We start from the raw sequence: 14,337 nt of genomic DNA on the forward strand, positions 1-14,337 counted from the left end.
TTAGCTGTTACGCGCTGCCAGCCCTGCCGCTTCATAGTCCGAAGCCTTGAACCCGACGACCAGCTCGTCGCCATGCTCGAGCACCGGGCGCTTAATCATGCTGGGGTTTTCCGCCATCAGCATCACCGCTGTGTCATCACTGACATTTTGCTTCACCATATCGGGCAATTTTTTGAACGTTGTGCCGCGCTTGTTGAGCAGGGTTTCCCAGCCGACCTGAAGCACCCACATTTCCAGTTTTTCCTTGGTAATTCCAGATTTTTTATAGTCATGGAATACATAGTTTATACCGTTGCGTTCCATCCAGTTGCGCGCTTTTTTTATCGTATCGCAATTGGAGATACCGTACATTTTGGTTTCGTTACTCATGATACCCGTCCTGTTAAATGGCTCTGTTTAGAGCCTCAAATTGCCTGTGGCGCCTTTGCCGAATTGACCGCCCAGAAACATGATGATCTTTGCCAGCAAAGTGGCATGCAGGAAGATAAGTAATGTTACATCCTCCGGAATCAACCAGAGCGCGAGATAGGGAAATATCGTGAGATTAGCTATCACAAAAAGCAGCTTGCCAATCTTGCCACTATTGGTCCGCCACGCCGCGCGGGTTGCTTCGGTAGAATGGGACACCAGACCGGCACCCAAATTCCAGACCAGAAACAGCAGCAGGATCGATAATGGCGGATCCAGCTCTGACAGCGCCAGCACATAGCCGCCCAATAAAAGGCCAAATAAATGCGCGCCAATGACATTAAGGATCGGCGGGCGGTAACCGTGGGGAAGTGAAAGCAATTTCATGAGGCGCTAATTCCGTTTTTATTGTTCAGCGTCAACCGATTTCCCCAGCGGAGCCGAGAGGAAAAAGCAGAAGAAGGGGAAGGCTGGAACATGAGGCAGGTTGTACCGATTCTCGCTTGTGTAGGACAGTGTTGTTGGACATTTTTTAAGAGAATACCCGGATCCAATCCGCCGCTAGGCCTTCTCATACCCTTCGGCCAGTTGTCGAACCTCATGATCGGGATCAAACCACGGCGCGGCATCCGATCGCCAGATATGGGCGTCTGGCTTTTGCGTAATCACTGTATCCATGCAACCCATGCGTAACAGCACCATGTTCGCCTCTTTCCGTTCGGCAATCAGTTGCGATCCGCATTTGCTGCAGAAATACCGGTTTTTGCCCGGCGATGACTCAAAACTATTGAGAAACTCGACGCCGCTGGTCCACCTGAAGGCCTTATGCGTGATTGGCATGACACTGGAAAAGGCAGCGCTATGGGCTTTCCGGCAGGTTTGGCAATGGCAGTGAATGATGATGCTCGGATCGCAGTCTGCTTCATATTCTACCGACCCACACAAACAGCTTCCGTTTAACATTATCCAGCTCCTAAACCCTGATCCAGTCGGCGACCGATCGTCACGACCGGCTGTACCTCATAACCCAACGCTTTGTAAAAACCGATAGCCTGCTCATTATCTTCCCGCACCATCAACTGGATTTTCGGGGCGCTGTGTTGCTCGAGCCACTGTTCGGCAGCCTTCATCATTTTCCGGCCCAAACCTGCGAGCCGATTGTCCGGATCAACCGCCAGATAATAGGCCCAGCCGCGATGGCCATCGAAACCAACCATGACGGCAGCAGCGATTTGACCGCCCTGTTTCAGGATTAAAATATCCGATTTCGCGCCCGCCACCGCCAACCGGAAATCTGCAGAGGCGTCGTTCCATGGCCGCGTTAAGCCGCAAGCTTCCCATAGCAGAATGATTGCATCGCTATCCTTGGGAGTAGCAACGAGGATATCATGACCAAGTTCGCTCATCGATCAAATATCGACGATAATCTTCCCGAAATGCGCGCCGGATTCCTGATGGCGGAACGCATCACCCAGATCAGCCAGCGGAAAATGCTTGTCGAGGATCGGCTTGATGCCATTGGCGTTAATCGCCGCGATCATGTCCTGCTGCTGCGCGCGACTGCCCACGGTTAGCCCCTGGACGCGAAGGTTTTTCGCCATCAACATCGCGGTCTGCACCGGTCCGGCAAATCCGGTCAGCACACCGATCAAGGCCACATGGCCGCCAATCCGCGTCGCCATCATCGACTGGTCGAGCGTCCCCGCGCCGCCAATTTCAACCACACAATCGACGCCTTTACCGCCGGTGAGTTCGAGCACTTTTGGTCCCCAGGCTTCGACTTCCTTATAGTTGATCAGATGATCCGCGCCGAGTTCCTTCAAACGCATTAATTTGTCGTTGGAAGAGGAGGTCGCAATAACCGTCGCGCCCGACGCCTTGGCAAATTGCAGCGCGAAGATCGAAACCCCGCCCGTGCCTTGCACCAGCACCGTGTCACCCGGCTTTACCGTGCCATCAACAAAAAGCGCGCGCCATGCGGTGAGGCCAGCGCAAGTCAACGTCGCCGCTTCGGCGGCGGTGTAGCCTTCGGGTGACTTGGTCCATGACGTGGTGGGCCCAACGGCTTGCTCGACCGCATATCCGTCAATCCCGTCACCCGGCACGCGGGCAAAACCGCCCACCGGTGGGTCGCCATCAATCCAGTCGGGGAAAAAGGTGGAGACCACGGCATCGCCGACCTTAAATTCGGTCACGCCCTCGCCCACCGCCGTCACTTCGCCCGCGCCATCGGACATCGGGATGCGGTTTTCGGCGGTTGGCAACATGCCCTTGACCACCGCATAGTCGTGATAGTTGAGGCTGGATGCGCGCAGCCGGACCGTGATTTCACCCGCTCCGGGCGCGGCGGGATCGGGCAGGTCAACCAGTTTGAGATTATCGAGCGATGCGGGGGATTGGAGTTGGATGGCTTTCATAAGGTTTTCGCCTTGTTTAATTGAACAATTAAACACTGTGTATCGACCGGCTCTGCATGGGTCAACGTCTTGAGTCACGCTCCGATAAGCCACTAAAGGCCAAGCATCTTGACAAAAAGACACTTTGGTGTCATTTTGACACCTCACTAAAGAGACAGTTATGGCAAAAACAATCAAAATTGACGACGAACTTATGGAAGTCATCGGCCGCGAGGCGGAGCTGATGAGCCGCTCGCTTGCCGGGCAGGTCAAGCACTGGGTGCGGATCGGGATGAGTATCGAAAAATCCCGCTTTTTCGATCAGTCCCGCATTGTCGAGGCGCTCAGCGGAAAACTGCCGCCCGATGCGCTGACCGCCGAGGAACAGGAAGCCTATATAGATGGTCTGTTCGACGCCGCCCGTTCCGGCACGCGCGAGCAGGAAAAGTTTTTTGCAAAACGGCGTGCAGATGGCCTAGGCGCAGGGCTGCGTGATGGGAAAATCACCCGCGAAAGTGATACTGCTGCCTGATGGCAATAACCGCGGGTCGCCCGACACTGTTCCTGATCGCCGGGCCCAATGGTGCGGGCAAATCCACGTTTTACGACACGGTTCTGGCCCGCGTGTGGCCGCGCCATTTATCAATGCAGATATTATCCAGCGTGATGAACTGCGCGACCCCTCGCCCAAAGCCTCTTACCATGCCGCCGAAATCGCAGCAGAGCGGCGGCGCGAATTTATGGCCGACGGGCGATCGTTCGTTATGGAAACGGTATTCTCGCATCCGTCCAAACTTGATTTGCTGAACGACGCACGCGCGGCGGGCTATCGCATCATTGTTTTTCACCTGATGCTAGCCTCCCCCGCTCTGGCCGTCGCGCGCGTGGCAGAGCGTATCAGCGAAGGTGGGCATCCCGTCCCCGAAGAAAAAATCCGCACGCGTTTCGACCGCAACGGACCATTGATCCGCAAAGCCGCAATGCTCGCCGACCGGGCGATGATCTTCGACGCCTCGGCGCTCAACGAAGCGCCGGTGATGCCAGTGGAACTGGCCAGCGGGCAAATTGTGCGGCGGGCTGATAAGGTCCCGGAGTGGTTTGATGGGCTTTATAGGGATTTGGGGTGAGGTTTTTTTAAACGAAATAGTCACCCTGAACTCGTTTCAGGGTCCATTTCTCCGGCCTCACAGGCTGTGACTGGGTCACGATGGATGCTGAAACAAGTTCAGCATGACGAGTTTAGTGGGAAATCAGAGCGCCTCCTTACCTCGCCGAATAATTCGGGCGAATGTCCCCGGATACACGCTCTCCACCATACGGCATCGTACGATGCCGAGCGACGCGGGCGAATGCGCCCCGCGCATTCACTGTTAACCGCGTCACTCCCACTCAATAGTCCCCGGCGGTTTGCTGGTATAATCATAAACCACCCGGTTAATCCCCTTCACTTCATTGACAATCCGCGTGGACACCCGCGTCAGGAAGCTCGCGTCAAAGGGATAGACATCAGCGGTCATGCCGTCGGTGCTGGTCACCGCGCGCAGGCCGCAAACATTGTCGTACGTGCGGCTGTCGCCCATCACGCCGACGGTTTTTACAGGGAGCAGCACAGCGAAAGCCTGCCAGATCGCGTCGTACAAACCGGCATTTCGGATTTCCTCCAGATAGATCGCATCCGCCTTACGAAGGATATCACAACGCTCTTTAGTCACTTCGCCCGGGATACGAATAGCCAATCCCGGTCCGGGGAACGGATGCCGCCCAACAAATTGGTCATTGAGCCCCAGTTCACGCCCCAGATCGCGCACTTCATCCTTGAACAGTTCGCGCAGCGGCTCGACCAGCTGCATATTCATGCGCTCTGGAAGGCCACCGACATTATGGTGCGATTTGATCGTCACACTGGGTCCACCAGTGAAAGAAACACTCTCGATAACATCGGGGTAAAGCGTCCCCTGCGCGAGAAAGTCCGCGCCGCCAATCCGCGCGGCTTCCTCGTCGAACACTTCGATAAATTCGCCGCCGATAAATTTGCGTTTCTTCTCCGGATCGCTGACACCATCAAGCCCCGCCATAAAACGTTCCTCGGCATCGACCACGACCAGCGGAATATTATAATGGTCGCGAAACAAAGTTTCGACCTGCTCGCGTTCATTGAGACGCAGCAAGCCATGATCGACGAATACACACATCAGCTGGTCGCCAATCGCTTCATGGATCAGGATCGCCGCGACCGAACTATCGACGCCGCCGGACAGACCGCAAATGACTTTCCCGTCTCCCACCTGCTCGCGGATATCGGCGATTTTGGCGGCTTTATATTCCGCCATCGTCCAGTCACCGGCACAACCGCAAACATGATGGATGAAGTTAGCAATCAGCTTGCCGCCATCGGGCGTATGGACAACTTCGGGGTGAAATTGCGTGCCGTAATATTTTCGGCTTTCATCGGCGATAACCGCAAAAGGCGCGCCTTCGCTGGTGGCGACAATTTCAAAGCCCGGCGCGAAATTGGTAACTTTATCGCCGTGGCTCATCCACACCTGATGCTTGTCATCAACCTCCCAGAGGCCCTCGAACAGTGCGCATGGTTTCGTGACGGTCAGAAAGGCGCGGCCGAATTCTCCATCAATACCGGTTTCCACGGTGCCGCCCAATTGATGGTTCATCACTTGCTGGCCGTAACAAATGCCAAGGATCGGCAGACCGGATTCAAAGATCACTTCCGGCGCGCGTGGGCTACCCTCTTCGGGCACTCCAGCAGGCGAACCGGAGAGTATAATTCCCATGGGTTTCAGACGATGAAACGCCTCTTCCGCGGTATTGAACGGAGCAATCTCCGAATAGACACCAGCCTCGCGCACACGGCGGGCGATAAGTTGCGTCACCTGAGAGCCGAAATCGACGATCAGGATGGTTTCTTCATGAGCTATGGACATGGGTGAGCGCTTAATGGTGAGCGCACAAAGAGTCTATATTTTTAAAGCTCCGCCGCCGCCAAATGTTCCTTGATTTCGCGATTGCCGGGTGCCTTGGCCGCCGCCTTGCGGATCAGCGCCAAAGCCTCACCTTTATCGCCGCCGGTCTTGTGCAAGACCCAGCCGAGTGTATCCATGATAAACGCATCATCAGGAGCCAGCGCATGGGCTTCCCGCGCGAATTTCTGGGCACCGGCCTTGTCCCCGGTTTCCAGAGCGACCAGCGCGCTGTTGTTCAATATCATCGGGTTATTCGCATGGCCCGCGTTGCGCAGCTCGGCATAAATTTCCTCTGCCCGCTGCCAGTTACCCGCCTTGATCGCCGCATCGGCATTTTTCATCTGCCTGCCGATATCGCCCTTGGCGGAGGCTGCGGCGCGCGAGGTAAATTTGCTGGCCAGTGGATCCCCTTGCTGCTGCCCCAGTTTACCAGCGAGCACCAAAAGATCAGGCGTCGCACTGGCTTGCATGGCCGCCGGTTTCACCAGATTATAAGCCTGCGCGCCATTGCCGGTTGCAGCCAGAGCTTTGCCGAGCGCGGTTATGCCCTCGATATTGCCGGGCGACATGGCGAGAAAGCGCTGGAGCCGGGCAATCGCGATTTCGTAGTTGCCGCGCGCATTGGCGATTTTTCCGCTCAGCAAGATCGCCTGTGGAACATCGGAAACACTGTCTCCTGCCACTTGCAACATCTCGTGTGCTTCTGCAACATTGCCTTTGTCAAACTCCAGCTTGGCGAGCATGAACAAGGCCAGCGGATGTTTCGGTGCAGACTTCAAAATGCGCCCGAAATAATCACGCGATTTTTTTTCGTCACCCATATCGGCATAAATGGCGGCGAGCGAGAAAAGCGGCGGCACGCTTTCGGGATAGATTTTCGCCGCTTTCAAAAAGCGCGCTTCTGCCGTTTTGAGATCCTGCCGGAGCATTGCCAGCCGCCCGGACATTTGCAAGGCTTCAAGATCATCGGGGCCATGTTTCAGCGCGCTGGCCGCGAAGCGACTGGCTGTTTGCGTATCGCCACTCGACAATGCGTATCTGGCCTTGAGCACAAGCAGATCAACATCGGATGGCATTTTGGCGAGGCCCGCATCGAGCACGGCAAGTGCCTCTTCCGTTCGTCCCATTTCGAGCAAAGCGCATGCTTTCACCCAATAGGATTTAGCCACTATGTCCGCTGCGGTTGAACTGCCGCCCAAATCATCCACCAGCGCAAGCGCTTTGTCCGATGCGCCTGCCAGCAATAACGCATGCGCATATAGCGGCTTTACTTTGTCTTTATAAGCCGGATCACGCATCGCTTTTTCAAACGCTGCGCCCGCGCCCTCGCCATCTCCCATTGCCAGCAAAGTTTTGCCAAAGACCAGGTTTGCTGCCGGATCAGCGGAATTTTCTTTCAGTGCAGACAGGATATGAATGCGCGCCGCGCCATATTGATGGGCGTCGAAAGCCGCTTTCGCTTCGGAAATCGGGTCGCCTGAACCCACAGAACATCCGGCAACGCTGAGTGCCAATGCAGCACTGGCAATCAAGCTGGTTAACGGGCGGGCATAAGATGGCTTTGTCATGCCCATTCTTTAGTCAAAAATGTTTGAAGAGCTGTTAACAGTTCCCACTCCACCCACCGGTTCAGACAAATACCGTCACTTTACAAATCTTTACAAATCAGAGCGTTACGCAACTTTCTCTATATCGGGCGAATATTAACCATATGGTCTCCAAAAAACTGTCGGGAAATTTTCCATAATGAATGATTTTCACCTGTAGTTAACGTTTAGTGAGTTGAATTTAAACATTTTTTTAAATCTGGCATGGCTATTGCGGATTGTGGGTCACTGGAAATGCCGAACAGGGTGTTAACGGCATAATTTCAAACGGGGTCCAGTGAGACCAAGGAGTAACGCATGAATAATTTTTGGGGCAAGCCGGTTTTGTTTGCAGCAGCAGCAGTCGCAGCCGTCACTTTGAGCAACCCTGCATCTGCAGCTTTGTTCACATATAACCAAACCAACGGGGACGTATTGACCATTGATAACCAGAGCGGCATCGGCACGCTCAAGGGTGCAAAAATCGATGCCACGTTCACCAGCAACGACTTTAAATCATTCCAAGGCGGTGCAAAACCATCTGGCCTGATGTTCATTCTCGCAACTTTGGACGGCACACGTACCGTCGGAGGCGTTGCTTACACCGACAACCCTTCACACACACAAAAATTGCTGTTCGAACGCAAAGGCAGAGTGAATCTCTGGTCTTATTGGGGCAACCCGGTCGTTGCCGGAGATTATATCACCACGATCGGTAGTTACACGCCGCCAACGCCAGTTCCGGCTCCCGGCATTCTTGGCCTCTTTGGCTTGGGACTTGCGGCTCTGGCATTTGGCCGCCGTCGCAAAGAGACGAAGGTCAATCCGGTCAACGGAAAACTGTCTTTCGCATAAATTCACTCAATCTATGCGGACAAAAAGTGGCAGCGGAAACGCTGCCGCTTTTTGTCCCAATCTCCGCTCGCCCGCTTGCCATAATCGGCATCGCTACCTAGTCTCCGGATTTCCAGGGGAGACAGGATGCAATGATATTTTCACGGACATTATTTGGCGCGCTGCTTTTTGTCACTTTGCTGTTGCCTTTGCCAATGTCCGCACAGGCGCAAATAGCTGATGAGATCACTTATGACATAGTGATCATCGGCGGCCGCACGATGGACCCGGAAACCGGCCTGGACGGTATTCGCAATATCGGCATTACCGATGGCACGATCACCGCGGTCACCACGGATGCAATCCCCGGCAAGCAGGTGATCACAGCGCAGAATTTCATCGTCGCGCCGGGGTTTATCGATATTCACAATCACAGCCCGACGCCGCTTGGCTTATCTTATCAGGCGCGTGACGGGGTCACGACGACACTGGAGCTTGAAGGCGGAGTCTATCCGGTTTCTGCCCATGGTGCCTATATTCGCGGCAAGGCTTTGATCAACTATGGTGCGTCCACCAGCCATACGCAGGCGAGATTCTCCGCCCTGACCGGCGGAAAACCGGCGGGAGCTACAAATATTCTGGGCGCGAAGCGCGGAAACATCGGGAAAGACAATGGCGAGGCGCAGACAAGGTTTTCGCCTGCCAATCCCGGCGAGCGCGCAAGCATCAGAGCCGAATTGGAGACGGGACTGAAAAACGGTGGCATCGGCATCGGGCTGCTGCTCGACTATATCAGTGATGCTGTCGATCAGGATGAGCTCCACGCCATATTTGAACTGGCGACCGAATATGAAACGCCTGTATTTGTGCATATTCGTCGCGGAATTGCTGGCGACCCGGCGGGTCTTGACGAGGTACTGAAGATGGCCAAGTCTACCGGCACGAAACTTCATATTTGCCACCTGTCGCACAATGCCATGAAAAATGTAGGGCTGTTTCTGGACAAAATCCGCGCCGCACGGGCGAACGGCGTTGATGTAACTACCGAGGTTCTGCCCTATAATGCAGGATCGACCAGCATTGGAGCAGCGGTATTTGGCCGGGACTGGCGAACGATATTTGATATAGATTATAAAGATGTCCAGCTCGCATCCACCGGCGAATATTTTACCAGGAAAAGCTTCGAACAAACCCGTCGTGAAAAGCCGGGTGCCGCCATCATCCACCATTATCTCAAAGAAGAATGGACGCGGGCGCTGGTAAAAGCCCCGGACGTCATCATCGCCAGTGACGGCCTGCCAATCATCAGCACAGCGCAAAAAGTACCGCCACAGGGTGTTGGCAGCTTCTCCAAAATTCTTGGCAAATATGTCCGTGATGAACAGGCTCTCGACATGATGACTGCGCTTTCAAAAATGACGCTACAACCGGCCCAGTTGCTCGAAAAGACCGCTCCGGTTTTCCGCCTGAAAGGCCGCCTGCAGATCGGGATGGATGCCGATATTACGGTCTTCAATCCGAAAACCATTCGCGCCAATACCACCTATGAGAATCCGCATCAGGCTTCGACCGGCGTGCGCTATTTGCTGGTGGGTGGGGAGATTGTGATTGAGGATGGCACCATTGTCCCCGATGTTTTCCCGGGCCAGCATTTGTTTGCTACGCCGCGAAAAGCGCAACAACACACTGCGGATTAGACTCTCGCTTCCCAGCGTCAGGAACCAGAATCAGGGTCTAGACCATATCCCTGAGTTCCGTCTTCAATATCTTCCCGATATGACTGCGCGGCAGTTCGTCGATCAGACGGAGTTCGGAGAGGCGTTGAGTTTTGCCCAAGTCCGCGTTGGCTGCGGCTTTTAGCGCTTCCATATCCAACGTCACGCCCTGCTCCGCGACCACAAAGCCCAGCGGCATTTCGCCCCATTGTCTTGACGCAACACCAATTACCGCCGCGTCGGCAACGCCCGGCTGCGCCATCAGCGCCTCTTCGAGATCGCGAGGATAGATGTTGAAGCCGCCGGAGATAATCATATCCTTTGACCGCCCCATAAGCGTAATGAAACCATCCTCATCAACCCGGCCAATATCACCCATGCGCTGCCAGCGGTCGCCGTTTTCATCGTACCAACTGGCTTCTTCGGTTTTTTTGGGCTGGTTTTGATAGCCCGACATCATCGTTTGCGAACGCCCGACCAGCTCGCCCATTTCACCATGCGGCAGGCGGTTGAGTTCTTCGTCAACCGTAATCACCTCGCTGCCGCCCCACGCAATACCCACCGTATGCAGCTTGTCAGGATGCGCGTGGGCAAGCAATATGCAGACCACGCCGCCCTCGGTCATCGAATAAACCTCGATCAGTCCGCCGGGCATCCGTTTGATAACCTCTGCCTTGAGTTCTGCTGAAAACGGCGCGCTCGTACAATATTTATGGGTGAAGGTGGAGAGGTCGTAGTCATCAAAGCCCTCGAAATCCATCAAGCGCTGATATTGCACCGGCACCAGCATGGTATGGGTTGCGCGGTTCTCCTGCGCGAGTTCCAGCCAGCGCTGGCAATCAAATTTGCGCATCAATATGCTTGTGCCGCCATATGCGATGGTCGCGACAAAAATGCCAAGCGTAGTGTTGCTATAAAGCGGCGTGGAAAACAGGGATACCTGACCTGGTTTGCCGTAGCCGGAATTTTCGCCGACCGCCATCTGATACCAGCGCATCTGCCGTGAATGAACGATGCCCTTGGGTGTGCCGGTGGTGCCGCTGGAATAGATGATATTGAAAGGGTCTTTCGGGCCAACCTTGGGGTCGGCAGGCGTAGCGCCACTATCCGCCATCCAGTCAAACATCAGCGGAGCGTCATCGCCCGCCGCATCCATCATGATATGCTTGAGCGTGGGTAGCGCGACACCGCTTTCAAATAGTTCGGCGCGTTTGGCGGTATCTACAAACAGGTGCATCGCGCCGCTATCAGCCATCATATTGGCGAGCTGTTTTGGCGTCGCAGAAGTGGTCAGCGGCGCGGCACAACCGCCCGCAACAATAGCGCCCAAATAGGCCAGCGCGTAGCGTATCGTGGTGGTTCCGAGAATGGCAACTGCCTGACCTTTGGCCAAGCCATCCGCTTGCAACTGCGCGGCAATCCGGTTCACTTGCGCGGCCGTTTCGCCCCAGGTGAGTCTCTCTTCGCCGTCGTCCAAAGCGATGCGCTCTGGCTGATTGACGGCATGGGCGTTGATGAGATCAGCGAGATGGCCAAAGGGCTGTTCGAGATATTTTACCGGGTCCAGGGTCAATGACTTCTCCTCTGGTCAAAGGCGGAAGCGCTGAAGTTTCAATCCCGCAAGTGATCCAATTTTTCTCTTGCTTCTTTGAGCAGCGGAAGCAGTTGCGCAAGCATTTCTTGTGATAGGACAGATTGCGCCTCCGCCAACGGCGCTGCCAGTCGCTGCAAACATTCATGCCGCATCGCGCGGTCAGCGCGGGCACGGCCCGATTTCGGAACCATGGCGATCACGCGCAGATTTGCACACGCGAACCTTCTTGAGCGCCAAGCAAACCGTCAGAGATCAATGTAACAAATCGATGTTTGTTCAAATGGAACAACTGCTGCGGATTCTAACGGTCGAAGGTAAAGTCCGGGAGAGACTGAAAGGCGTTGCGCAAAGCATCTCCCCAACCGACTGAGATAGAATGGAAATAGGGATCATCGCGTTCGACGCGTAGCTGCGCCTTTATTGCATAGCTGTCCGTTTCATAGGCTTGCACATCCAGAGGCAGGTCGACCGCCAAATTGGCCCTGATCGTAGAATCAAAGGACACCATCATAAGCTTGATTGCATCTTCAAATGACATGTCCGGATTATAGGCGCGCACCAAAATCGGGCGGCCATATTTGGTTTCGCCGCTCTGGAAGTAGGGCGAGTCATCGCTTGCCTCGATAAAATTGCCTTCGGGATAAATCAGAAACAGGCGCGGTTCGCTGCCTTTGACCTGGCCGCCCAATATCAATGTCGCGCCAAACGGGGATTCCGCTTCCTGGCCTTTATGGGCATATGTTTTTACCACCTCACGCAGTGTTTCTCCCACAATCGTCGCGATCTGGAACATCGAAGGCGCCTCCAGAATCGAAGGGCTTCGGTCGACCGGCGCCTTGGTGCGTTCATCAAGCAAGCTGACAACCGCTTGCGTCGTCGCCAGATTGCCTGCTGACAGCAGTGTGATCACCCGCTCGCCCGGTTTCTCCCAGCTCTTCATTTTCCGCACCTGCGCAATATCGTCAACGCCAGCGTTGGTGCGCGTATCGGACATGAACACAAGGCCCTTGTTGAGCCGTAGTCCTATACAATAAGTCATGTGGTTACCTTTTATGCGCGGTAATCAGCGCCTGCACCTGTTACTGCTGCACCTGCAATTGCACAACCATATTTTCTTTGGTGTCGCCGTAACGCATGCCGGAAACCGGCGATGCATCGCTATAATCCAGCCCGGTCGCGACGCGGATATAGCGCTCGTCAGGAGAGTACCCATTGGAGACATCAAAACCGACCCAGCCAATGCCATCGAAATGCGCTTCGGCCCATGCATGGGTGGCATCTTGGTCAATCCGGTCGTTCATCATGAGATAGCCCGACACATAGCGAGCCGGATAGCCGAGCAACCGCATAGCAGTGATGAAGATATGCGCATGATCCTGACAAACGCCGCCCGCGACTTTTAGCGCGCCCTCAGTCGTCGTTTCCGCATCCGTCTTGCCGATCAGATAGGGAACATGCTTAACGATTAGCGCAGAAAGAGCGTGGGCTTTTGCAATATCATCTGTGTAGTCATTGCCTAGCTCTTCGATCAACGCGGTAATCTTTGCGCCACCCCTTGTCAGTGCCGTTTCCTGTTGAAAGTTCCACAGCGCCATAAAACCTTGGTGCTGACCGAGGACACCAGTGGTCTCACTTACTTCAATTTCGCCGTTGCAGTGAATGGTGATCTGGTCGCCGCCCGGATCAATGCTGACCAAATCGACACAGTTGCTATGCTGGTCGGTGAAGGACAATTCCTTCTTGCCGCCTTCGACTGTCAAATTCCACTCGATGGTTTTTTGCCCGGCGCGTTCCTTGGGCGTCAGGCGCACCTGTTGCAGGCCATAATCAACCGGCGCGTCATATTTGTAAGTGGTGGTATGATTGACTGTAAGCCGCATATCTATCCTTGGAACCGGTAATCTTGTTCAATTTGAACTGCGAGTTCGCCGTTTTGCGTGGTGAAATCCTCAATGAATTCGTGCAGCCCCTGATCAAATATTTGATCGATAGTGCAGTTTTGAAGGCGCTCGATTGACGCTTTGGCTTTGCCGCAAGATTCGTTGCTAACACCATAACCGCGCTCAAGGTAGCCCAGATTGTCACTGATCTTTTGGCTGCAAAAAATGAGGGAACGCGGCATTTGCTGATGCAGGATCAGAAATTCTGCAATGTTGAGCGGGCTAATCTCTGCGCCATTGAGCCAGCGATAGGCACGCTGGGCAGAGACAGATCGCAATATGGTCTCCCATTGCATGACATCAAGCGCGGATCCGATTTGGGCGATGGATGGCAGCAGCAGATAATATTTCACGTCCAATATGCGCGCCGTATAGTCGGCGCGTTCCACAAACGTACCCAGGCGGATAAAGTTATATCCGTCGTCGCGGAGCAAGGTACCCAAAGTGGCACCGCGCACTTGCGCGCTTTGCTGGCGGATAGTGGCCAGAACGTCCGGTAAATCCTGCTCAAGAATCGGGGCAGAAAGAAGTTTTTTAAGCGTCATCCAACTTTCATTAGTCGATTCCCAAACTTCACGGGTCAGCGCGGTACGCACCAGCCGGGCATTGTCCCGCGCCTGTTTCATGGTGGAAATCACGCTCGATGGATTGCCAGGGTCGCGCAACATGAAATCGACCACATTCATCGATTCATATCCATCATTCTGGGCATCATATTGATCTATCGATCCCGCAGTAGTCAGGATTGATTTCCATTCCGCCTCCGCCGTAGAAGAGCGCGTCAATGCAATGCGAAAGCCGGCATCGAGTAACCGCGCGTTATTTTCGGCGCGTTCCAGATAACGGAACATCCAGAATAAGCCGCCTGCTGTTTTTCCTAGCATCG

The 14,337-nt window shown here is 54.5% G+C and carries 16 protein-coding genes; 4 read left to right on the top strand and 12 right to left on the bottom strand.

Going from position 1 to position 14,337, the window contains the following annotated elements; all coding sequences use genetic code 11:
• The 5 genes from HF685_RS08645 to HF685_RS08665 all read right to left on the bottom strand — a co-directional run bounded on the left by HF685_RS08645 (position 1) and on the right by HF685_RS08665 (position 2,825).
• Positions 1 to 369 (bottom strand): ArsC family reductase, encoded by a 369-nt coding sequence (locus tag HF685_RS08645; protein WP_246218556.1) that lies wholly within the window; start codon positions 367 to 369, stop codon positions 1 to 3.
• A 27-nt stretch (positions 370 to 396) separates the two neighbouring features.
• Positions 397 to 795 (bottom strand): hypothetical protein, encoded by a 399-nt coding sequence (locus HF685_RS08650; protein WP_168819317.1) that lies wholly within the window; start codon positions 793 to 795, stop codon positions 397 to 399.
• Between the two features lie 174 nt (positions 796 to 969).
• Positions 970 to 1,371 (bottom strand): GFA family protein, encoded by a 402-nt coding sequence (locus HF685_RS08655; RefSeq protein WP_168819318.1) that lies wholly within the window; start codon positions 1,369 to 1,371, stop codon positions 970 to 972.
• On the bottom strand, positions 1,371 to 1,814 hold the full coding sequence (locus HF685_RS08660; RefSeq protein ID WP_168819319.1) for a GNAT family acetyltransferase: 444 nt from the start codon (positions 1,812 to 1,814) through the stop codon (positions 1,371 to 1,373). Before HF685_RS08660 ends, HF685_RS08655 begins: the two co-directional genes overlap by 1 nt.
• A 3-nt stretch (positions 1,815 to 1,817) precedes the next feature.
• Complete coding sequence (locus HF685_RS08665) at positions 1,818 to 2,825, bottom strand: zinc-dependent alcohol dehydrogenase family protein (RefSeq protein WP_168819320.1); 1,008 nt, start codon at positions 2,823 to 2,825, stop codon at positions 1,818 to 1,820.
• A gap of 160 nt (positions 2,826 to 2,985) precedes the next feature.
• Here HF685_RS08665 and HF685_RS08670 point away from each other — a divergent pair, with 160 nt between their 5' ends.
• Positions 2,986 to 3,336, top strand: coding sequence for a TA system antitoxin ParD family protein (locus HF685_RS08670; RefSeq protein WP_168819321.1), 351 nt, complete (start codon positions 2,986 to 2,988; stop codon positions 3,334 to 3,336).
• Positions 3,299 to 3,931 (top strand): ATPase, encoded by a 633-nt coding sequence (locus HF685_RS08675; protein WP_211051078.1) that lies wholly within the window; start codon positions 3,299 to 3,301, stop codon positions 3,929 to 3,931. Before HF685_RS08670 ends, HF685_RS08675 begins: the two co-directional genes overlap by 38 nt.
• A gap of 252 nt (positions 3,932 to 4,183) precedes the next feature.
• On the opposite strand, the gene guaA is transcribed toward HF685_RS08675, so the two are convergent.
• Entirely contained in the window at positions 4,184 to 5,743 is a 1,560-nt protein-coding gene (gene guaA / locus HF685_RS08680) for a glutamine-hydrolyzing GMP synthase (protein ID WP_168819323.1), read from the bottom strand.
• 41 nt (positions 5,744 to 5,784) lie between these two features.
• Positions 5,785 to 7,350: a tetratricopeptide repeat protein gene (locus HF685_RS08685; protein WP_168819325.1), complete on the bottom strand. Its 1,566-nt coding sequence runs from the start codon at positions 7,348 to 7,350 to the stop codon at positions 5,785 to 5,787.
• A gap of 336 nt (positions 7,351 to 7,686) precedes the next feature.
• Between HF685_RS08685 and HF685_RS08690 the strand changes: the two genes are divergently transcribed.
• Both HF685_RS08690 and HF685_RS08695 read left to right on the top strand, forming a co-directional pair.
• On the top strand, positions 7,687 to 8,223 hold the full coding sequence (locus tag HF685_RS08690) for a PEP-CTERM sorting domain-containing protein (protein WP_168819327.1): 537 nt from the start codon (positions 7,687 to 7,689) through the stop codon (positions 8,221 to 8,223).
• A gap of 131 nt (positions 8,224 to 8,354) precedes the next feature.
• Positions 8,355 to 9,899, top strand: a complete 1,545-nt coding sequence (locus tag HF685_RS08695) for an amidohydrolase family protein (protein WP_168819329.1) — start codon at positions 8,355 to 8,357, stop codon at positions 9,897 to 9,899.
• A 37-nt stretch (positions 9,900 to 9,936) separates the two neighbouring features.
• On the opposite strand, the gene HF685_RS08700 is transcribed toward HF685_RS08695, so the two are convergent.
• The 5 genes from HF685_RS08700 to HF685_RS08720 form a co-directional block, all read right to left on the bottom strand.
• Positions 9,937 to 11,490 carry a class I adenylate-forming enzyme family protein gene (locus HF685_RS08700; protein ID WP_343040038.1) on the bottom strand — a complete coding sequence of 518 codons (1,554 nt, stop codon included), beginning with the start codon at positions 11,488 to 11,490 and terminating at the stop codon, positions 9,937 to 9,939.
• Positions 11,491 to 11,528: 38 nt separating this feature from the next.
• Complete coding sequence (locus HF685_RS08705; RefSeq protein ID WP_168819331.1) at positions 11,529 to 11,711, bottom strand: hypothetical protein; 183 nt, start codon at positions 11,709 to 11,711, stop codon at positions 11,529 to 11,531.
• Between the two features lie 101 nt (positions 11,712 to 11,812).
• Complete coding sequence (locus HF685_RS08710; RefSeq protein WP_168819333.1) at positions 11,813 to 12,550, bottom strand: proteasome-type protease; 738 nt, start codon at positions 12,548 to 12,550, stop codon at positions 11,813 to 11,815.
• A gap of 40 nt (positions 12,551 to 12,590) precedes the next feature.
• Positions 12,591 to 13,391, bottom strand: a complete 801-nt coding sequence (locus HF685_RS08715; RefSeq protein WP_168819335.1) for a transglutaminase family protein — start codon at positions 13,389 to 13,391, stop codon at positions 12,591 to 12,593.
• Between the two features lie 2 nt (positions 13,392 to 13,393).
• The gene (locus HF685_RS08720; RefSeq protein ID WP_168819337.1) at positions 13,394 to 14,335 is read right to left on the bottom strand and encodes an alpha-E domain-containing protein; all 942 of its coding nucleotides are present in this window, start codon (positions 14,333 to 14,335) and stop codon (positions 13,394 to 13,396) included.
• Between the last annotated feature and the right edge of the window lie 2 nt (positions 14,336 to 14,337).

It is taken from the genome of Parasphingorhabdus halotolerans (assembly GCF_012516475.1).
Classification (GTDB): domain Bacteria; phylum Pseudomonadota; class Alphaproteobacteria; order Sphingomonadales; family Sphingomonadaceae; genus Parasphingorhabdus; species Parasphingorhabdus halotolerans.